Raw genomic sequence first — 21,486 nt, forward strand, 5'->3', positions numbered from 1 at the left:
AACAAAATCCAATCAAACAGTGTTGAGAACGTTAAGAAAGCTGCAGGATGTTATTTGATTATATTTTCTGAACCTAACATTTCATGATTTTCGATACCTCCTATTCGGATAAAGAAATAACACGCAAAATCGATAAAGCTGTTGGGCAGTCTTTTTCCTGGAAGGATCGTTGGAAAATGGGTGGGATAGGTTCTCGCAGAATGACTATACACGATATCAGCGAAGATTATAGGAAGTACGTAAATGCTGAACACTATATCTCCAATGCTAGTATTGAGCTAAGACCTAAAGGTATCATCATTCACTTTCGACATAAACTCCAGATTTACTCGTGGATCATGCCCTACCATTCGCTACAAATTCAAACAATCCCTTATTTGAGACTAGAGAGCAAGCGTAAGTTTATTCGTTTCGATAATCCTGATAATGAGAAATTCATAAGTCTAATGATATCCTTATCAAAGAAATTTTGAATCTGTCAACAGTATTGAAACATTTTTGTATATTTATATGTATATACATTTAATGTAAATACCTTAAACTAATCTAACAGCATTATGGCAACAGAAAACAGCAAAACAATTAGAACAGCTGCTACAGTAGTACGCTATCTAATGGGTCTCATCTTTCTTGTATTCGGATTGAATGGGTTTTTTAATTTCTTACCTCCTCCACCTATGGAAGGTGATTTGGGAATATTTATGGGTGGATTAATGGCTTCCGGGTATTTCTTCCCACTATTAAAAGCCACTGAAGTAATCGCGGGAGTTCTTCTATTAAGTGGATTCTATATACCCCTTGCTATAGCAGTACTGGGTCCTATCACATTGAATATATTTTTCGTTCATGCAGCGATGGAACCAAGTGGATTACCTATTGCAATATTTGTATTCTTAGCCAACTTATTCCTGGCATATGCTTACCGTGAAAGCTTTAAGGGAGTTTTTGCTAAAAAATGAATCAATGCGGCTGTCTTAAAAGTCTCGTCATTAAGAGTATAGCGAAGCAATCTTCTTGATAATGTGCTTTTCAAGCTATTTTTGAGATAGCTGCACTTCGCCTGCCTGCCGCAGGCAGGTCCGCTATGACGTCCTCTTACTTTTGAGACAGCCTCTTTTTTATTCAAAAAGCTTCGCCTCCATAATTACCTCCCTCTTCACTTTGTAAAACTCCTGGTGAATATCAAATGACGGATTACCGTTTGGCTCTAAATGAACATAGCTGCCGTCTTCTTTCATCTCATAGGAATTTACATTATCCTTCAGGTTGTAAGCCAGAATATTGATGGCTTGCTGCTTTAGTGGTGGATCACTGATAATAAATAGCGATTCCAATCTTCTATCAAATGAGCGAACCATCATATCGGCACTACCACAATAGACTTTTGGATCGCCATCATTATGGAAATAGAAAATCCTGGAATGCTCCAAATATTCCCCTACGATTGAGCGAACAGCAATATTCTCGCTCAGTCCTTCCCTACCTGGACGCAAGCTACAGATGCCCCTTACGATCAGTTTAATTGGAACACCCGCTTGGGAGGCTTTATACAGTGCTACAATGGCATCTTTATCTTGAAGTGAGTTTAGCTTAATAACAATGCCTGTAGGTTTTCCTTCTTTTGCATTCTCCTTTTCCTTGTTGATCAATGCAATCAAATCACGTCGCATTTGAGTAGGTGCTGTGATCAGGTTGTCGTAATCTTCGGGCATGGAATGACCGGTGATTACATTGAAGAATTCCTGCACATCGTTAGCATAAGACTCATCTGAAGTCAATAAACTCATGTCCGTATAAAGCTTAGAAGTAGCTTCATTGTAGTTTCCGCTACTCATATGTACAAAACGATTCACTTTCTCTTTTTCCTTTCGTACTATCAAAAGCAGCTTCGTATGTGTCTTCAAGGATCCCACACCATAGATCACAAAGCATCCAGCTTTTTGAAGCCGCTGAGCTTGCTTCATGTTGTTCTCTTCATCAAATCGAGCTTTCACCTCAAACAAAACAGAAACGTGTTTTCCGTTTTCTGCTGCATTCAGAAGAGCTTCCACTACCCTACTGTTTTTTGCCAAACGATAGATGGTTAGCTTGATCGAAAGTACATATGGATCTTCAGCTGCTTGCTCCAGCAAATCAAGCAGTGGCTCTATGGTATTGTAAGGGTGATGAAGTAGAATGTCTCGATCTTTCAAAATCTTGAACATGTCTTGATGCTCAATATCAGACATACTTACTGGAGGAACAGCCTTGGGTCTAACGGGCTTGAATGAATTGAATTCTTCCTGATTCACAATCTGCCAAAGACATGTAAAATCAATCAATGAACCTTCACATGCTACTTGAACATTCTCGTTTTCTATTTCGTACCTCTTCTTGAGTTGTTTAATTAGCCAAGGATCAGATCCCTCCTGCACTTCCATTCGAACCACTCTTCCTGTCTTCCTGGTCTTGAGCTTCTTCTTCATCTCCTCAAGGAAGTTTGCTTCAATATCCTCTGACTCTTCGAGCGTGAAATCACCATTTCGTGTAACTCGAAAAAGTGAACTGGAGATAATATCTACATTTTTGAAAACGCGATCAAAATGCTGCTGCACGATCTTCTCTATGGGAACAAAGACGACTTTATCTTTATCAGTCAGTTCATAAAACCGAGGAAGGTTTTGTGGTAACTGAATGAAGGACATTTTCTTCTTTTCCTTTGACTTTAATGTCTTAGTCACCACTCCGAAGATCAGAATATTATTCATCAATATCGGGAAGGAGTGGTATGGATCGAACACCATGGGCGTCAGCATGGGGAAGATCGTCTTCTCAAAATATTTGCTTGCTGATTTCTGCTGCCTTTCGTTTAGTTCTTCGTAACCCTTGATTTCAAAATTATGCTGTTTGAAACCTGGTTTTAGATCAAGGAACAGTTGATCCTGCTGCCTATTAAACTCTTTCAACCCTGCTAATAACTCTTCTTTAAAAGGAATAACCTGAAGACCGGAGTAATCTACCCTGTCATTGCCATAATCCAAATAGTTATACAAACTACCTATTCGAATCATGTTAAACTCATCCGCATTACTAGATGTAATGGCTAGAAATTTGAGTTTTTCAAAAAGATTGCGTTTTTCCTTTCTTGCCTGATCAAGCACGCGGTGATTGAACTGGAGCCAGCTCAAATCACGACTAATGAGGTCGCTTTTATGGATGAGTTCTTGCGTGTCTTGCATGCGTGATAAACAAAGAAGGTGTCACAAAAGCCTTAATAGCTTGTCATTCTGAGGAACGAAGAATCTCATCTTTTTTATGAGCTGTAAGTAACAATAATAAAGATTCTTCACTACGTTCAGAATGACGCTTTTGGGACACCCTCTAGAAAATTCTTATATAATATTCATCTCAGAAAGTGTATCGTTCGTTTTACGAACTGCTGCTGCGCTTTCCTCTAACTTGGCTTGCTCTGCAGCATCAAGCTCAATCTCTACGATCTGCTCAATACCATTTCTACCTATTAGCACAGGAACGCCAATACAAATATCATTTAGTCCGTACTCACCTTCTAGCATAGAAGAACATGGGAACATCTTCTTTGTATCACAAGCAATCGCTTGCACCATTGCTGATACTGCTGCTCCGGGAGCATACCATGCGGAAGTACCCAGCAATTTAGTAAGTGTAGCACCTCCTACCTTAGTTTCTTCCAATACATAGTTCAGCTTGTCTTCACTTAAGAATTTAGAAACTGGCACACTGTTTCGTGTAGCTAGTCTCGTTAAAGGAATCATTCCGGTATCACTGTGTCCACCGATAACCATGCCGTCTACATCAGATGCCGGGCAATCCAATGCTTCTGCCAATCTGTACTTGAATCTAGCAGAATCCAAGGCTCCACCCATACCAATGATTCTGTTCTTTGGAAGCCCTAATGCCTTGTGAGAAAGGTAGGTCATGGTATCCATTGGGTTAGACACCACAATGATGATCACATTAGGAGAATGCTTGATTAAATTCTCAGCTACAGACTTCACAATACCAGCATTGGTAGAGATCAATTCCTCTCTTGTCATTCCTGGTTTACGAGGAATACCTGAAGTAATAACCGCCACATCACTGTTAGCTGTCTTAGCATAATCGTTTGTCGTACCAGTGATTTTTGTATCAAATCCATTCAATGATGCAGTCTGCATCAAGTCCATGGCTTTACCTTCAGCAAAACCTTCCTTGATATCTATAAGTACAACTTCAGCTGCAAAATCTTTGATTGCGATGTATTCGGCACAACTTGCTCCTACGGCTCCAGCGCCCACTACGGTTACCTTCATGATCTATTTTAGTTTATATTATCTGATTATTTTTCAAGCGCAAAAGTAGTGATTTGAGAGCAGAAAATGATGTTTAAAACGACTGAATGTCGTTATTGATATGTTATGAAACTGAGCTGCTAGGAGTCGCTCTGTCAGTCATTGACTCCAACGCTGAAAAATCAATAAAACGGTATATTTGAAATATTGCCTAGTGCATGTTATACACGAAAGTAAACGCTTATTAAACGACTAGTGTCGTTTTCATTATTGATTATCAAACAGTTAAATAAAGTAACATACCAAAATATATAAAGAAAATAACGCGTACGGCTAGTGGCGCACAGTGCGTGTTACATTAATGTTGGCACCAATTAAGATGATACAAGAGAAATTGGACACACTTAACGAGAGAGGTTGGATTGAGCTTGAAAACTATTCAGATGAATCTAGTCTACTAAAGGCAGCAAACGAATTTGGTGAGGTCGTAAAACACTCAAATAGACAAGAAATTTTTTCTCTACATCCAAAAGAAAATAAAGATGCAATGGGAGGTACTTTTAGTAATCTGCATGGCTTAAATGAATTTCCCTTACATACCGACACGGCTTTTTTAAATTTTCCTGTGAGATATATGATGCTTAATGCAGAAAAAGAAAGTAGCTGTGGAACAAAGCTGTTAGCGACTAGCCAACTATTTCGACAACTTTCTGAAGCTGAATTGAAAATAGCAAGAAGGTCCATATTTCTTCTAAAAACAAAAAACAGAAGCTGTTATCTACCATTATTTTTCAAACACAAGGGGCAAGAAGGATTTAGATATGATTCAACATGCATGACACCTTTTAATAACCATGCAAAAGATTTTGTCCTAATAATGAAAAATGCATTTAATAGAGTCGAGACATCTGTCCTTAAATGGAATCAACATAAAACCATTCTTATTGACAATTGGAAGACCTTACATGGGCGAGAAGCTGTTAGAAACGGCATCAATAGAGAATTAAAAAGAATTTATATTAATACGTTATGAGTTGGGAAAGAGACCCCCTTTTTACTAAGGCAAAATTATATTTTGAAAAGGCATTTGATGAGGATAAAGAAGAACCATTTTTCGGTCTTTATTGGCGCCTTAGGCTTAGAACTCTTAGCACGTTCAGCCGTTGCGAAAGTCAGTCCTACTTTATTAGCTGAGCCAGACAAAGAACATCAAAACCTCTTGCACGCATTAAACCTTGGTTCGGCAAGACTCAGAAGAAATCAATAAATACGGTTCACGTTCTTAACTTATGTCAAACGTTAATTACAGAATTTATTGATGAAAATATCAAAGCTGCCAAGGCTATAATAAACCGAAGAAATGAAGAAGTCCATTCAGGCACAGCGGCATTTGAGGAGTATCCTACTCAACTTTGGATTGCAGGCTTTTATAAATGTTGTAAAATTCTTTCCGAATTTCAAGGTGAATCTTTGAACTCATTGTTTGGTGAAGATATCCAAAAGGAAGCCGAATTAATTCTAGAAGAAATCAAAGAAGAGGTTGTAGGTAAAACAAAAAGTGCTATTGCTGCTCACAAAAAAGTTTTCGAAAACAAAGAGGGTGAGGTTCGTGAAAAATTATCAGAAGAAGCACAGAAAAATGGCGATAGATTGGCTTATCGTGGATACCATGGCTTAGAATGTCCCGCATGTAATAGCACTGCAACTGTTTTTGGTGAACCTTATGGAAAACAAAATATTGAAAACAATGAGGATGAAATAATTGTCAGGCAATCAATTCTACCTACTAAGTTCAATTGCAGTGCCTGTGAGTTAAAATTAACAGGCTATAGTTCGCTAAAAGCAGCCAATCTAGCTAATCATTATACACGAAAAAATACTTACACTCCAGAAGAGTATTACGACTTGATTCACCCTGATGATGAGGATACAATAACAGAAAGGTTCAATGAGATGAATCCACCAGATGATTGGGGATGGAATAACGAATAAAATAACTGGCGCCAACAAAAGATAAATAAACATAGGGCTTTTCTGCGATTCGAAAGTTTACCGCTTTCCTATCTCGTCCTATTTTGTAACCAGGATGAAAAAAAATTAGGCATTTGCAATGCAAACTTTATCATTGCATCCCCAGAGGCACATGCCATATCTGGGATAAATGCCATATGTCGTTTATCTAAATGTTATCCTCAATACTATAAACGTTGAGATTCCTAATCACAAACGTCTAAATTTTCTAAAAGCGAATAGATGACCCGTATTTTCAAACCAACAAAAGCTGATGCATGGACAAAATTCGCAAAGGAAATAGGTGGAGAGTACGTGGATGGAGGTCCAACAGAAAATGACATCTTAAAGGTTACCTATAAGAAATGGACCATCTTGCTATATACAGATAGAAGGAGTGAGAACTATACCGTTACAATAATGAAGGTCTCGTTTCTTCACAAGAAAAAACTCAAACTTCATATTTCCGCAAAAGGCTACTTGAGCAAGCTGCTTGGCATTAATGGAATCTCTATTGGAAATAAGTCCTTTGAAAAAGAGTACATACTGAAAAGTAACAGCATAGACTCGATAATGAAGTTGATCGAATCGAAAGAACTTATGAGACTTTTGATGCAAAACCCGTATATAAAACTTAAAACCATCATAGGTAGAAATGGTTGGTTTGGCCTTAGTTATCCACCTGAAATCAGCGTAATACACCTTGAATATCCAGGTGAAGTCTTGGAAAGAGCGGTCCTTAGAGATCTTTCCAAATTATTCTCTGTCTTATTGGACAGGCTAGTTGAAATAGATGCGGCTCATGAAAAAAATCCAAATTTCACTCTCTAGAACTATCTGCGCACTTTTATCGAACAAATATTAAGTGTAGAGCAGCTCAGAATAACCCTCAAGTATCCCCTTTATGCTTTAGGAATCCTCGTTGCAAACGAGGAGTCTCAATACCTGGTTAGATCTTGGTTCTAACTTGACGTCCTTATCTTTAAGTTATTAAATTCAGCTTCTTCTAATAGTGATATCAAGGGAAGCTAAAGGTTAGCGTTTATTTCTGCACTGATTAGATAATCTTATGAACTTAAAATCAACAGTCTTAATATCGATTTTCATAATTGGATTTGTAGAAGTTTTCTGCCAGGAAATGACCAATCAATTCTCTTCCGAAACGGACACATTACTAATAAAAACCAACAGAATAAAAGGGTTCGGTGGATTCAATTTCGGAGGTGGATTCTTGGAGTTTCAGGACACCACAAACCTATTTAATTACCCAATTAATCTTCCTAAGCCTTTAACCAACGTCTTAGGCATCAGGATTCCAGTTGATTTTAAGTCCGAACTGGATTACATTGATATAATTAAAGGTCAACTTCCTTCTGAAAAGGTTGTAATGATAGTCGATCAAAATAACAATCATTCATTCATGGATGAAACTTCATTCTCTTTACAACCAATTGATTGGTATTCATCCGAAAACTCTATTCCAGTAACATTTTTAGTCTCCAATGGTGTAGAAACAGGTCAACATCAGTCTTGGATCAGAATCGGAAGTTGGAATAGTGACATAATCTATGGAAGAGATGAATATTTATCGGCTTCAATATTCATTGATGATAAAAACTTTGAAGTCGGAATAATTGATCAACCTCTAAGTGGTTCTTTCACATATGGATTAAACCCTGAAATAGCCCTTTTATCCAGCGAACTCGGCAAGAAAGATTCAATAAAAGTTAATGACCTAATAAAGAAAGGTGAATACTTACAGCTAAATGATTTTTACTTCAAATTTGATAGCATTAACAATAATGGAAGTATTCTAAGACTAGTAAAGGAAAACAGTTTCGACACCAAAACTGGAATTCAGGTAGGCATGCTTGCTCCAGAATTCGAATTCAAATCCACCGCGGGCGACATTGTTAATACATCCAATCTACATGATAAGCCAATAATCATTGCTAACTCTTGTGCATGTGGTGGTGATACCAAATCTTCTCAGGCATATTTTGAAATTAGGGAGATATACCAAACAAATGCATATGTGTTGAGATTGGACTCTTTTTCAGAAAATCAGCAGGACAATTGGACAATCAATATGGAAGATGAGTTTAACAAGGATTCTGATATTATGTACAGACGAGAATATTGTTCAACAATCTGTTACGTCATCGGACAGAATCAACGGATTCTTGATAAATTTATGATAACAGATTGGCAAACGAACTTACCAGACCTTCTAAAAAATTAAGAAAACCCAAGCTAACGCTCGTTTGCAACGAGTGATGGCAAGACTATTCGGATATGAAAGGAATGGTTGAGGTTGAATTAATAAGTTGAAAACTTTATGCTTTAAGAATCCTCATTGCAAACGAGGATTAGATGGAGCCATATCAGTACGTTATGATCAATTGAAGGAACATTTTCACACCTTATGCGATTAACTCTTATATTTTAAAATTCAAGGAACTGGAAAATGTATTTTTATCATATCGGTATTGATATTGAATACGGCAAAAGCATAGTGGAATGTAGCTGAAACCAAAGTTTATATTTCCTAGAATTTGGAAATATTGGAGTTGGAACAAATACTTTTAAAGAAATAGATAGACGACCAGCCTACAGATTTTAACTGATCGTTAGCGACAAATTGGAGCAGATGAAAAAACTAGAACCAATACTTTTGATATTTTTCGGGATACTCATTTCATGTGATGCTGATAACCCTATTAACAGAAGTGGTATTGTAACAGATTTCCCATTAGAAGAGGGGAATTTATGGGTTTATAATTGGTCTACGGACGATCAGGATTTTCCTGAAAACTTAAGAAACCGAACGATTAGGATTATAATAACTGGCAAAGATGAGATCAACGGCGTTGAAACTTTCAGATTTGAAACGACCGCAGATGAGGAACCTGAACTAACCTCTATTCATCATTACCGACAGGATAGCAACAAATTAAGTCTAATGGCATACAAGATATATGCAATTAACGATGCAAATGCCAGAACTAGTAATCCCAGATTAAACGATTCATTGGGGTTAACTGATGATGGAATAATTTCAGGAGATTTAGTAATTGAAGAACCTCCAAGAATTGTCTATGATTATCCTTTAGAAATCGGAAAGAGTTGGACGCATTGGGAAAAAGACGGTTCTGAATTAATCACTAAACAAGCTACTAAATTGGAAGATGTATCTGTTCCTGCTGGAACTTTCAAAGCATATAAAGTCGAGAATGATGGTGCTTGGTATGAATCAAATGGAATAGAAACCACAGAATTTGTATCTAACATCGGCCTAATTAAAAGAACCATTTCATTTGACCAAACATTGACTGATGAGCAAGGAAATATAATCAGTGAAAAGCGGGTAAACATAACTGTTGAATTAAAGGAATTCAGTGAATAAGTCAGCTAAACAAAGACTCTAAGAAATTTACTGCTAAACAGATCATCAAAACGATTGAAAATGAACCTGAAAGTCGTAGGGAGTGGATGCCTAACTAATTTAAATATGCAGGAAGAAATCTAAATAGGATCAAAAAGTACAAACAGGCTTTTATTCATATACCTTTCTTACTGCTACGATGAAAAAAATCATTGAGGTATAGCAAATGAAAAAAGGGATGATGATATCTCTCAACCCAAGAATTAAGAAGATACTTATAATAAGAAGTTGAGAACCTAATCCGAGTAGTGAAACAATGGTCATAAACCAATTTGGAAACCAGGTACTTTTAACAGCGCTTCGATCCAACAGATAGATTGCTTTATCGAAAACACCATAAAGTCCTCTATAAAGAAAAAAGAGGATGTTTACGTTGCGTTGCTTTTCACCTAACAATGCAACAGGAGGCTTTTTCTCAAAGACTCGACTTGTCGTATCTCCATTGAATCTATTTCTGAGAATTACATAATAGTAATTATAGATAGTCCCTTGCAATTGCATACCTAAGAAAGCCAATACTGTATTTAAAATACTGGCGCTTGTTAGATACCATAACGTACCGAAGATAAGTGCATTCAGTGTAATGTCCGCAACAGAATCAAGGTATCGACCAGTGTAGGAAGGTGTGTTTTTGACTCTTGCCAACTCACCATCAGCAGCATCTAATATTGATTTTAGGATCAAAAAAAATGCAGCCGACCATGCATACCCATTAATCATACACCAGATAGTTAACATACCTGATATGGTAAATGCAATGGTTACATGAATAGGAGTAACGGAAGTATCCTTTAACTGAAGAGTAATAGCTCTGGCTACTGGTCGTCCGTAATCAGAAATATCAATGAATCGACTGTCTTTGGGTAGTTTAGACACTAAAGTTTAAAATGTTTTACATTTCGATAAAGCATAAAACAAAGATTTTCATACTTTGTTCTAGCTATTTTTAAGTTAAGTCAGCTCGCGTTTGTAACTAGTGATAAACCTTTATTTTTATTCTATGAAGTAGCATTTTTTAGCCTTGGTACGTGTCCTCGTAAACAAGAAAATATTCACAATTTTGTGGTGACACAAACCATCGCATAATCAAAAAAGAAATGAAACAAATAAAATGGTTTGACAGAAAGTTTGAGTTCTCGTTAGAGCAAAATATTTTTCCATCGATATTGGAAAGACTGGAGGGAACTCCTATCCGATTAAATCATAAAATCAGTCAAATAGCAACGGAAGATTTAACCACAAAATTTGAGGGTAACTGGTCTATTCAAGAAAATATTGGTCACCTAATTGATCTTGAGCCTATTTGGCAAGGTCGACTTGAAGACATCTTGAATGGAACAGAGTATTTAAGGAGAGCGGATTTAGAAAATAAAAAAACTGATTTGGCCAAGCACAATGAAAAGGAAATTCAACAATTACTAATTGATTTCATAAACATCAGACAAACAACCTTGGATAGTCTCTTTAAACTCGGAGAAAAGGAAGTTTATAAATATGCATTGCACCCGAGGTTAAAGACTCCTATGAGAACAATGGACTTATTTCTTTTTGTAGCTGAACATGACGATCACCACCTATCAAGGATTAGTGAAATAGTTGCTTACACCAAATCCTAAATTGCATCTAGCCTTAGTTCGCATCCTCACCAACTTCGTGATATCCACACACTTGTGAATACAAAAACAGCGGAATAAAAGATCAAGCACTCACCTTCTATCACCCCAATAATTACAAAAAATCTTCTATTACTATAACAAAGTATATACAAATGCGTATATCTTTAACAAAATATATAGTAATGAAGAAAGAATATCTCGGAGAGTTTGAAGAACTGGTGCTCACCATGGTGGCGCTCTTAGGTGAAAATGCCTATGGAAACGCGATCGTTGAGGAGATCGGCGAGAAGGTCAAAAGAGAAGTCAACCTAAGTGCTGTTCATGTAACCCTCTATCGCATGGAAGACAAAGGCTATGTCACCTCAGAAATGGGCGGGGCATCTAATATGCGAGGTGGCAGACGAAAAAGAATTTTCACGGTCACCAATACCGGGTTAGAAAAGCTCCAGATTCTAAAAGAACAGCGACAGCAGCTTTGGTCACTCATCCCTAATTTAAAATTTTCATCCATTTAGATGGAGCTTCCTAAGTGGGTCATAAAGCTGATTAACTTCTATTGCCCTCCTCAGCTTGCTGAGAGTGTAATCGGAGATGTTTGGGAACAGTTCCTAAAGGACAAGGAACGCTTCTCAAGATTTAAATCAACCAGAAGACTGGTCTGGAATGCACTTCGATTTTTCAGACCCGGCATCTTTTTACGAAACTCAAAAACTCAACTAATAAATAGTGCTATGCTACGAATCAATCTACTACTCGCACTGCGCAATATGCGCAAACACAAGTTTTACTCCGTCATCAATGTTTTAGGACTGGCATTGAGCATCATGTTTGGCCTATTGGTATTCTTCTATGTTCAAAACGCAATAAATCATGACACTTTCCATGAAGATCATGAGTCTATTTTTCGGTTTACCAAGGAAATTCGAAACAGAGATACGAATGAGTTGATTGCTAAAAACAACACCACAGGCAACCAATTAACTACAGACCTAAGAAATGAAATCCCCTCGATAGAACACATTACTCGCTTGATATCAAGCTTAGGTTATGTAAAAAAAGGTTACGAAACTTTCGCAGAGAGAATCACCTTGGTAGATCCTGATTATTTCAATATTTTCTCATTTCCAATCATTGAGGGAGACGAAAAGCAGCCATTGACAACCATTTCTCAGGTAGTAATCAGTCCTAACATGGCTGAAAAATATTTTGGCTTGTCCAGCCCTATTGGAAAAGAAATTGAACTGAATGTAGGTAACTCTGAATCTTTAAGATTCATCGTCACAGCTGTAGCAGATCCCGTTGAAGATCTGAATAGCATACCCTTTGATTTCATCATTCACATAGATCATATAGAGGCTATGATCTCCGACCCTGACTTCCTGACTGGATATGATGTCTCCTATCTTGAAACCTACATCAAAATTGATCGGTCCGAAAGTGTTGCAGCATACGAACAATTGCTTACTGATACCTTTGAACGGCTCGCTCAAATAAATGAAAGGTCAGATAAAATCAACATCAAGCTACAGCCTATAAGCAAGCTTTACTGGTGGAGCGATCAATTTGCTGAACAAGGGGAGGCAAAAACCTATAATCCTGACTATGTCTACATTTTAATGGGCCTTAGCTTACTGGTAATCGTTATTGCCATCCTCAATTTCATCATGCTCACCAGCAGTCAATCACTCAATAGAATCAAAGAGTTTGGTATTCGAAAAACCATGGGTGCATTAAAAAGGCAGCTCTCATCTCAGCTTCTGCTTGAAGTATTTCTTTTAGCGTTGATTGCCGGCTTACTAGCATTGGTTAGCACGTACTATTTCATACCTGTATTCAATCGATTGATTAACGCAACATTGATTTTCCACCTAAGCGGAGAACTCATAGGTTTTATGCTCTTGCTCATTAGTGCCATCTCCCTGATTTCCAGCTCCATCTCTTCTGGCGTCATCCTACGATTAAAGACGACAAGTGCATTAAAAGGAACGCTTTCTGCTGGCAAGGAAAGTATAGCCAAAAATGTGATGGTCACTATTCAGTTCACCTTCTGCGTTGCACTGATTATAGGAACGACCGTCTTCAAAAGTCAAATGGACTATGTCGGTAATAAATCACTGGGATTTGAAAAAAATGAGTTGGTAGAAGTAGAACTCCCAAGCAATCTGGGTGATAAAGAGGCAACAAAAGCTTTTGAATTATTCCAAAATGAGCTTCGAACTAACACAAATATTTTGAGTACCGCTGCAACGATGACGACTATGTCATTGCAATGGACCGTGTTCTTCTTTCAGCAAGAGGATAACTCAAACCTGGAACTCAATTTCAATTTGGTGTCAGCGGAATACCCAAGCACCATGGGACTAGAGCTAGTGGCAGGAAGAGACTTTAGGGAAGATGATAGTGGAAAAGCCATCATTGTGAATGAATCATTGGTGAAAAAGATGGGATGGAAAAATCCATTAGGAAAACAGATTCCAGGCAAAAACTTCAAGAGAAGTCATGAAGTAATTGGCGTAGTGAAAGACTTCAATTTTAACTCACTGCATACTGAAGTTTCCCCTCTAATTCTAGCCATTGAAATCGACTACATAATCGAAGGGTTAACAGGTATATCCTCATATGTATGGCCCCCTCAATATTTTACTACTATGATTAAAGTGAGTCCCGGTAACGCAGAAAAAACTACTGAGAACATAGAGGATGCTTGGAAAAAAGCCATGGGAACTCTTCCTTTTCAAATGAGGTATGTGAATGATATCTTAAATGATAAGTACAAAGAAGAAAAGCGATACAGCTCTATCATCAACTATGCGGCTGGGTTTTCCTTGTTCATTGCCTGGTTAGGACTTTTAGCACTGACCAGACTGGTTTTGCAAAAGCGTTTTAAAGAAATGGGCATTCGGAAAGTACTCGGTTCTTCATCAGCAAACATCATTCTTTTAGTAGCTAAGAAGTTTATCATTCTCATAGGGATATCAACACTCATTGCTTCACCTATTGCGTGGTGGCTACTTCACGACTGGCTCTCTGACTTTGCCTACAAAATAGCATTGAGTCCGCTGATATTCGTACTATCAGGTTTGGCGGTGATGTTTGTTACATTCATTTCCATCAGCTTTCAATCCATGAAAGTATCCAATGTAAATCCATCGGAAGTATTGAGAATGGAATAGCTTCAACTTAGGTTAAGATTTACAGTATCAAGTTGTAACGGAATTTATGCATTTAGCTACCTTAGGCATGGTAAATGCATAAATTAAACTCGTCAGTTAAACACAATCTGCTCATTGGATTTTTGCTTGGTCTTTGGATTTTTGCTTTTGCTTTTTTTATCCGACCGTTTGATGATGGGACCTTACATTTTGATTGGACTAATATCAGCATCTCTTTTGGTCTCATAGCATTTCTATGTTATGGCATAATTGCTTTGTTTCAAAAAGGCGTCTATCAAAAAATAGATAGGTGGAATATTGGCTTTGAAATTATCACTTTTCTCTTTTTTAACGTACTATACATTACTACCACATACATTTACTACAAAAGTCCTCTATATAATGGACTGTATAGTTTCTCAGAATTCTTTAATATCATCATGATAAAATCAACACTGATTTTATCCCCAATAATACTTCTCGTCAGAAGGTATTCAACCAAATTAATTCCCATAAAACAAGATATTTTAACTATCAAAGGCGAGAACAAACTAGATATATTGAAGATCCATAAATCCGATCTCATTTGCATATCCAATGCGCATAATTATATAGAGGTTTTTTTTATTCAGAATAATCATCTCAATTCTAAACTGATCCGCTCTTCACTAGTGAAAATTCAGAATGATTTAGATTTTCTTGTTCAGACACATCGTTCTCACCTCATGAACCCCACACATTTTAGGTCTTGGAAAAACTCAAACACTATACAAATGACCGAGATTGAAATTCCAGTTTCTAAAAAATATAAGCACAGAGTTTTGTCTCTTTCATTTCATACCTAAAACAACTCATTTCGTACCAAATACGCGCTCTATTCAACTTCAAAGGTCAATTCAGATTTATTATTGTGATTTAATACAAACAATATGAAACCAATCTTTTCTACAGTACTTATTACTTTCATTCTATGCTTTTCATGCACTCAAAATCAAAAACTTGGAAACAGGGAATTAAATAGTGAGCTTTTACAAAAAATAGACGCTGTGCATCAACAAATGATGAAGCAAGGAAATATTAGTGAAGAAGAAAAGGAAGCCATTCGAAGTTTAGCTGCTATGGTAGCTGGGAAAGGGATCGAAAACCCTTATGATTCTTCAAGTGCCAATTATCTAAATTCTTTTGGTGAGGTAGACATCATCCCAACTTATCTAGGATGCGAGAATGAAAGCAAAGATGAGCAGTTGCAGTGTTTTATTAACCGTATCACTAAATTCATAAATGCTGAATTCAATATGGATGTTGCCAAAAAACTTAAACTTACAGGCACACAAGAAATTGATGTATTTGTTAAAATCGACAAAAACGGATACCCCTCTGCACTAAAAGTGAGAGATACTTTTGTGGAACTTCAAGCTGAAGCTGTTCGGGTATTAAACAAAATACCAAGAATGACTCCAGCCTCCAAAAACGGAGAGAAGGTTGACGTGGTTTATCCTGATAGGGATATACCGCATACAATAATTTTAGAAATGAATTAATGATGTTTCTTCTGAAATACTAGAGGAAGTTCAGCCAACAATGAAACCTAATGATTCATTATCTCTTATGACTAAAAAGATATAAAACCTACTCGTTGCGCTAATTAATTTGATCAAATTCGTTTTAAAAACTGTCTTTTCGACGCAAGGAGAAATCTTTATCAATGAATATGGGGTGTAATAATTGAAATTCAACTTTCGAAAAGGACAGATATCTCATTTTCATTCGATATGACAGTTTTTTAGGCAGATACAAAATTTATAATTAGCACAATGGGTAAGATCCATGAGGTCTAACTAATACTCATACTCTTTAGGTGTACTCATGTTTTGGCTTATTTCTTTAAGTTGTTTTTGAATCTGATTCAATTGTAACTGTAGCTTTCTATTCTCATCAGACACAAAATCTTTGATATGTTCTTCCTCTTCCTTAAGGTCTTTGAGAGAAACTTCATTCATTGTGTTTACCACGATCGCTATAAAAATATTCAGCGTAGTGTAGGTAGCAATAAGGATAAATGTGATGAAGAAGACTCCTGCAAATGGGACTCCTTCTATGATAGGTCTGGCAACCGCTGAAGACCAGCTCTCCAATGTCATAACTTGAAATAGCGTGTAAAACGCCTTGCCCATGTCACCAAAATACTTTGGGTACATCTCGCCGAATAAGTTCACTCCGATAACTGAATACACATAGAAAACAATGGATAGAAGCACTACAATCCAGCCTATACTTGGCAGAGATTTTATCAATGACTCGATGATCAATCGCAGCTTTGGAATGCTCTTAAGCAGTCTCAATGTTCGAACAATTCTCAATGCTCGGAAAATAGAAAATGAACCGGCTGCCGGAACCAATGATACGGCTACCACCATGAAGTCGAATATGTTCCAACCATTTTTGAAAAAGTTTAAACGATAAACGAACAGTTTCAATATGATTTCAATACTGAATAAAGCCAAAATAGTCAGGTCGATTAAATCAATAATCTCACCATAATGAACCATTACGTAATCTGACGTCTCCAATCCAATGAGAACTGAATTGATGATGATGAGTGACGTGATGAAAGACTGGAAGAATCCTGACTCAAAGAAGTCTTTAAGCCTATCTCTGAGGGTACCTGTGTAAGATATAGTAAGAAGATTCATTTTGATTATGGTGATTAAGATCTAAAAAAGGAGAGCACTCATATGATGAATACCCTCCACTACTCTACTACAACTTATTGTCCCTGACCAAGTGAGTAACCTCTCACTCCGTCAAATTCGTATAGGTTTTCTGTCTTTATGACATCTATTCCTTCCGTTAATGCTTTTGATAAAACCTGATGTATGCTTTCTTTCAATGCTGGATGACCATTTTCTACTTCAAATCTGCATCTCCAGTGGTCCGTGCAGAATGTTTCTTCAAAACCTTCTGGCCATACTTTTACACCCCGGTTAGTAATCATGCTGAGCTTAATATCTATCTCCAGATTTTTAAGCTTCATTGCCAAATCATCCACCTTGCCTCCTTCCCAATCAACGAATACATCCACACCTTTCAAAACTTTATTCGCTTTTACTCTACGCTTGTAAGCTGGCAGGTTCAATTTTACATCTTTTGCAAAAAAGACAGGCTTAATGTGCTCTGGTATTTTACCAATTCGTTCAATCACAGCCTCAGCAAATTCCTTTGTGCCGACTAGCTCTTTACTAATTCCTTCTTTAAAAATATCTGCCGTATGAATTCCTTCTTCGATTGTACAGCTCCAGGCATTTGTTACTTTCTCCGCAACGTCTTGTTGACCGATGTGATTTAACATCATCACAGCTCCTCTTAAGAGTCCTGAAGGGTTGGCCATATTCTTCCCTGCAATATCTGGTGCAGACCCGTGAATTGCTTCGAACATAGCAACTGTTGCACCAATGTTAGAAGACCCTGCAAGACCTACAGATCCGGAGATTTGGGCGGTAATATCTGAAACCACATCGCCATATAAGTTTGGCATAACCACTACATCAAACATTTCAGGGGTATCGGCCAATCGAGCCGCACCAATATCGATGATCCAGTTATCCGATTCAATCTCAGGATATTCCGCTGCAATTTCCTTAAACACCTTATGGAAAAGTCCATCCGTATGTTTCATAATATTATCCTTTGTGAAACAGCTTACCTTCTTTCGCTTGTAAAGCTTAGCGTACTCAAAAGCGTAACGAACAATTTTTTCGCATCCTGGACGAGTAATTAGTTTCAAGCATTGAACTACCTCATCTGTTTGCTGATGCTCTATTCCGGCATAAAGGTCTTCCTCATTTTCTCGTACAATTACCACATCCATTTCGGGGTGTTTCGTTTTCACGAATGGGTGGAAACTATTGCATGGCCTTACATTGGCATAAAGGCCAAGTGATTTTCTCATCGTAACATTCAGGCTTTTGTATCCGCCACCTTGAGGAGTCGTGATGGGTGCTTTTAAGAACACTTTATTTGTTCGAATGCTATCCCAAGCTGCTTTATCTATTCCCGTTGTATTTCCTGAGAGATAGACTTGCTCGCCCACTTTTATTTCTTCCCAGTCAATGCGTGCATTAGCTGCGTTCAAAATCTTGAGGGTGGCATCCATAATCTCTGGACCAATTCCATCTCCTTTTGCGAATGTTACTTTTTGCATCATATTGTTAATTTGCTTTCTAGACGCAAATCAAGCTAAAGATGTTCATAAGTTTTTATTTATGTTTTTTATGTATTACATAAGCAAATACTTATTAATAGAGCAAGTAATGCACTCAAAATAGGAGAATCACCTAATTTTAGTGTTTTGTGTAGTCATCACAACAAGTAAAAAAGATTTCAATTATGGAAGCAGCAATATTCTCACTAGCAGGAACAATCGTCGGAGGGTTGATTACATACTTTCTTCAGCAACAAAGGTTTAATCAAGAACTGAAAGTAAAGAGGGAAGAATTCAAAACCGAGTTTATGGCAGAAGATACCGCCAAGCATTTTCTTGAGCACAAATCATATACGGACAGATCGTTTGAAACACTGCAAAAGCACTTAGGTGGATTTGAAGAGGATGAACTTCGAAAGATATTGGTACGCGCCGGTGCAATAAGAACGTTCCGTCAAGATGGGTCAGAATGGTGGAGATTACTATCTCGGATGGATGAATATATAGAAAAAGTGAAGGACTAAGACTTGTAAAAACACGACAGCATCAAAAGGATTCCTTATTCAAGTACTATCTAAAAACAATATCAAGCACCTAAAAGGCCTGCTACTAAAAAGCCCAGATAAGTACCCAGCCCACTACCAAGAGATCCGACAAGGATTGCAGGAAGAATTAGATCATTTCTTTTCACACTTTTAGCGAGAGCCAAAGCAGTACTCGCTCCTCCAATATTTGCCTGAGAAGCTACGGCTATAATGGACCAATCTGATTTCATGAACAATCCGCATATTAGTAAGAAAGCTCCATGAATAAGCACAATCACAATCGTAAAAAGTAAGATATCAAGTGCATAGGCCCCCACATCTATGAGTGCTCCTATCTCACAATAGGCACCAACTACTGCTAAGAACAAGTAGACTGAAAACATGCCAAGCAGTTTTGCCCCTACTTGTTTTTGAATTACTCTCAGTTGCCCCAATAGCAAAGCTATTGTAGTAAGAATCAAGATAGAAGGGATACTAAAACCAAAGTCATTTGCTCTATTGGCAATAAAATCTGATATGAGCAGCGTAGCTATCCCAATGACTAGCATAAGTGCTAAACTCATCGGTCCTACAGATTCCACCTCTCTATCTGCTTCTTCTAAATGATTCCCAGAAGACACCTTGGACTTGTGAGGTCTAAGTTTCTGCATAAAGACAGGAATACTTAGTGTAACGATCATCCAAATAGCTGTAATGATATTATCTGCTACTACTACACCTGTGAAGATTGCTCCTTCTTTAAATACTTCATAATGTAGTGCCACGGCATTAAAATTAGCACTTCCACCTACATAAGTACCCGTCATCATTCCCGCAATGGCAGCATAATTTTCCCCAAAAACAATTCTGTAGTCAATCAACTGAAGAGAAGAGACTACTCCAATCATCGTACCGATGGCTCCTAATAAAAAGGCCATGAGCATGGGGAGTCCTGCCTTTCTAAGCTGTTTGAGGTTTACTCCAAGAAGCAAGAAGAAAATACTTGCTGGAGCGACGTATTTAAAGACAACATCATACACAAGGCTTGCATTTGACGCAGATGGGATAGCTCCTGTGTTTGCAAAAATTGCTCCCAGGATGATGACCAATAGAGAACTACTTATGTGCTTCAGAAAAGTATGCTTGCATAGCCACTCACTCAGAAAAACTAATGAGAACAGTGCGGCGAGAACGTAAAGTGAATTTTCAGTCATTCTTGAAAGTAATATCAAATAATATTCACTTCTCGCTGCAATTCAATTCCAAACTTTCCTTGAATAGATTTCATAATTTCATTGGAAAGCTTAAAAATATTCTTTCCTCTACCCATCCCATAATTCACCAAGACAAGTGCTTGCTTATCGTGTACTCCTATATCTCCATCACGGAAGCCTTTCCAGCCCGCTTTTTCAATAAGCCACCCTGCTGGCACTTTGACTTTTTCATCGTCTACAGGGTAACTCTTGATATCTTCAAATTGTGCTTCCAATGCCTCAAAGTGAAGTTTTTCTATGATCGGATTTTTGAAGAAACTTCCAGCATTTCCAATATCCATTGGGTCTGGCAGCTTAGATTGACGGATGTTAATTACCGCCTGACTCACATTTTTTAATGTAAGTTCTTCCACTCCCATTTCGTTCAGCGTATCCTTAATAGCACCATAGGATATATTAAATTCTGGCTTTTTTCTTAGCTTAAAGAAAACCTTCATAATTACGTATTCATCCCGCAATTCCCCCTTGAAAATGGAATACCGATATCCAAACTTGCAGTCTTCCTTAAAAAAAGAAAGTGTTTTACCTGTTTTTATCTCATAAGCTTCGAGTGAGTGAAATACATCCTTTAACTCTACTCCATAGGCTCCAATATTTTGCATGGGAGCAGCCCCTACTGTCCCTGGAATTAGTGCGAGGTTCTCTACTCCTCCAAAACCACGTTCCACACACCACAATACAAATTGATGCCAGCTCTCTCCTGCTCCGATCGACACGAGCACTTCCTCATCCGTTTCATTCATGATGTGAAACCCTCTGATTTCATTCTTCGCTATCAGCCCCGTGAAACCTCTAGTGAATAACACATTTGAACCACCACCTAAAACCATTTTTTTCTGAGCTCGAAATCGACCAGTTTGATAGATCTCATCTAAATCATCTATGGAATCAACAATGGCAAGAAGCCCTGCATTTTCATCCAACCCGAAGGTATTGTAAGGCTTTAGGGAAACGTTTTGTTGTACAATCAAGATT

General features: G+C 37.6%; 20 protein-coding genes. 13 read left to right on the forward strand and 7 right to left on the reverse strand.

What is annotated here, in order from left to right:
- Positions 1 to 83 precede the first annotated feature (83 nt).
- Both ABJQ32_08580 and ABJQ32_08585 read left to right on the forward strand, forming a co-directional pair.
- Positions 84 to 473 (forward strand): hypothetical protein, encoded by a 390-nt coding sequence (locus ABJQ32_08580; protein ID MEP5289692.1) that lies wholly within the window; start codon positions 84 to 86, stop codon positions 471 to 473.
- Between the two features lie 84 nt (positions 474 to 557).
- Positions 558 to 959, forward strand: coding sequence for a hypothetical protein (locus ABJQ32_08585; GenBank protein MEP5289693.1), 402 nt, complete (start codon positions 558 to 560; stop codon positions 957 to 959).
- Positions 960 to 1,118: 159 nt separating this feature from the next.
- On the opposite strand, the gene ppk1 is transcribed toward ABJQ32_08585, so the two are convergent.
- A complete protein-coding gene (ppk1, locus tag ABJQ32_08590) occupies positions 1,119 to 3,218 on the reverse strand; it encodes a polyphosphate kinase 1 (protein MEP5289694.1) in 2,100 nt (699 codons plus the stop codon).
- Between the two features lie 153 nt (positions 3,219 to 3,371).
- Positions 3,372 to 4,310, reverse strand: a complete 939-nt coding sequence (mdh, locus tag ABJQ32_08595; GenBank protein MEP5289695.1) for a malate dehydrogenase — start codon at positions 4,308 to 4,310, stop codon at positions 3,372 to 3,374.
- Between the two features lie 358 nt (positions 4,311 to 4,668).
- Here mdh and ABJQ32_08600 point away from each other — a divergent pair, with 358 nt between their 5' ends.
- The 6 genes from ABJQ32_08600 (at position 4,669) to ABJQ32_08625 (ending at position 9,705) form a co-directional block, all read left to right on the forward strand.
- Positions 4,669 to 5,322 (forward strand): TauD/TfdA family dioxygenase, encoded by a 654-nt coding sequence (locus ABJQ32_08600; GenBank protein MEP5289696.1) that lies wholly within the window; start codon positions 4,669 to 4,671, stop codon positions 5,320 to 5,322.
- 57 nt (positions 5,323 to 5,379) lie between these two features.
- Positions 5,380 to 5,556: a hypothetical protein gene (locus ABJQ32_08605; GenBank protein ID MEP5289697.1), complete on the forward strand. Its 177-nt coding sequence runs from the start codon at positions 5,380 to 5,382 to the stop codon at positions 5,554 to 5,556.
- 203 nt (positions 5,557 to 5,759) lie between these two features.
- The gene (locus tag ABJQ32_08610) at positions 5,760 to 6,281 is read left to right on the forward strand and encodes a hypothetical protein (protein ID MEP5289698.1); all 522 of its coding nucleotides are present in this window, start codon (positions 5,760 to 5,762) and stop codon (positions 6,279 to 6,281) included.
- 261 nt (positions 6,282 to 6,542) lie between these two features.
- Positions 6,543 to 7,130, forward strand: coding sequence for a hypothetical protein (locus tag ABJQ32_08615; GenBank protein ID MEP5289699.1), 588 nt, complete (start codon positions 6,543 to 6,545; stop codon positions 7,128 to 7,130).
- Positions 7,131 to 7,368: 238 nt separating this feature from the next.
- A complete protein-coding gene (locus ABJQ32_08620) occupies positions 7,369 to 8,541 on the forward strand; it encodes a hypothetical protein (GenBank protein MEP5289700.1) in 1,173 nt (390 codons plus the stop codon).
- 408 nt (positions 8,542 to 8,949) lie between these two features.
- Entirely contained in the window at positions 8,950 to 9,705 is a 756-nt protein-coding gene (locus ABJQ32_08625; protein MEP5289701.1) for a hypothetical protein, read from the forward strand.
- A gap of 150 nt (positions 9,706 to 9,855) precedes the next feature.
- Here ABJQ32_08625 and ABJQ32_08630 read toward each other — a convergent pair whose 3' ends face one another.
- The gene (locus ABJQ32_08630; protein MEP5289702.1) at positions 9,856 to 10,620 is read right to left on the reverse strand and encodes a CDP-alcohol phosphatidyltransferase family protein; all 765 of its coding nucleotides are present in this window, start codon (positions 10,618 to 10,620) and stop codon (positions 9,856 to 9,858) included.
- 221 nt (positions 10,621 to 10,841) lie between these two features.
- On the opposite strand from ABJQ32_08630, the gene ABJQ32_08635 reads away from it, so the two are divergent.
- The 4 genes from ABJQ32_08635 (at position 10,842) to ABJQ32_08650 (ending at position 16,053) form a co-directional block, all read left to right on the forward strand.
- Positions 10,842 to 11,360: a DinB family protein gene (locus ABJQ32_08635; protein MEP5289703.1), complete on the forward strand. Its 519-nt coding sequence runs from the start codon at positions 10,842 to 10,844 to the stop codon at positions 11,358 to 11,360.
- 152 nt (positions 11,361 to 11,512) lie between these two features.
- Positions 11,513 to 11,875, forward strand: coding sequence for a PadR family transcriptional regulator (locus ABJQ32_08640; protein MEP5289704.1), 363 nt, complete (start codon positions 11,513 to 11,515; stop codon positions 11,873 to 11,875).
- Positions 11,876 to 14,533, forward strand: a complete 2,658-nt coding sequence (locus tag ABJQ32_08645; protein ID MEP5289705.1) for an ABC transporter permease — start codon at positions 11,876 to 11,878, stop codon at positions 14,531 to 14,533.
- Between the two features lie 908 nt (positions 14,534 to 15,441).
- A complete protein-coding gene (locus tag ABJQ32_08650; protein ID MEP5289706.1) occupies positions 15,442 to 16,053 on the forward strand; it encodes a hypothetical protein in 612 nt (203 codons plus the stop codon).
- 297 nt (positions 16,054 to 16,350) lie between these two features.
- Here the strand turns inward: ABJQ32_08650 and ABJQ32_08655 are convergent, their stop codons facing one another.
- Entirely contained in the window at positions 16,351 to 17,205 is an 855-nt protein-coding gene (locus ABJQ32_08655; GenBank protein ID MEP5289707.1) for an ion transporter, read from the reverse strand.
- A 74-nt stretch (positions 17,206 to 17,279) separates the two neighbouring features.
- The gene (locus tag ABJQ32_08660; GenBank protein ID MEP5289708.1) at positions 17,280 to 18,713 is read right to left on the reverse strand and encodes an NADP-dependent isocitrate dehydrogenase; all 1,434 of its coding nucleotides are present in this window, start codon (positions 18,711 to 18,713) and stop codon (positions 17,280 to 17,282) included.
- Positions 18,714 to 18,898: 185 nt separating this feature from the next.
- Between ABJQ32_08660 and ABJQ32_08665 the strand changes: the two genes are divergently transcribed.
- Positions 18,899 to 19,237 carry a hypothetical protein gene (locus ABJQ32_08665; protein ID MEP5289709.1) on the forward strand — a complete coding sequence of 113 codons (339 nt, stop codon included), beginning with the start codon at positions 18,899 to 18,901 and terminating at the stop codon, positions 19,235 to 19,237.
- A gap of 62 nt (positions 19,238 to 19,299) precedes the next feature.
- Here the strand turns inward: ABJQ32_08665 and ABJQ32_08670 are convergent, their stop codons facing one another.
- Together ABJQ32_08670 and murB are read right to left on the reverse strand one after the other, a co-directional pair.
- Positions 19,300 to 20,451, reverse strand: a complete 1,152-nt coding sequence (locus tag ABJQ32_08670; protein MEP5289710.1) for a DUF819 family protein — start codon at positions 20,449 to 20,451, stop codon at positions 19,300 to 19,302.
- A 14-nt stretch (positions 20,452 to 20,465) separates the two neighbouring features.
- On the reverse strand, positions 20,466 to 21,482 hold the full coding sequence (murB, locus tag ABJQ32_08675; protein MEP5289711.1) for a UDP-N-acetylmuramate dehydrogenase: 1,017 nt from the start codon (positions 21,480 to 21,482) through the stop codon (positions 20,466 to 20,468).
- Positions 21,483 to 21,486 lie beyond the last annotated feature (4 nt).

Origin of the sequence: Marinobacter alexandrii (assembly GCA_039984955.1) — a bacterium.
GTDB lineage: Bacteria > Bacteroidota > Bacteroidia > Cytophagales > Cyclobacteriaceae > Ekhidna.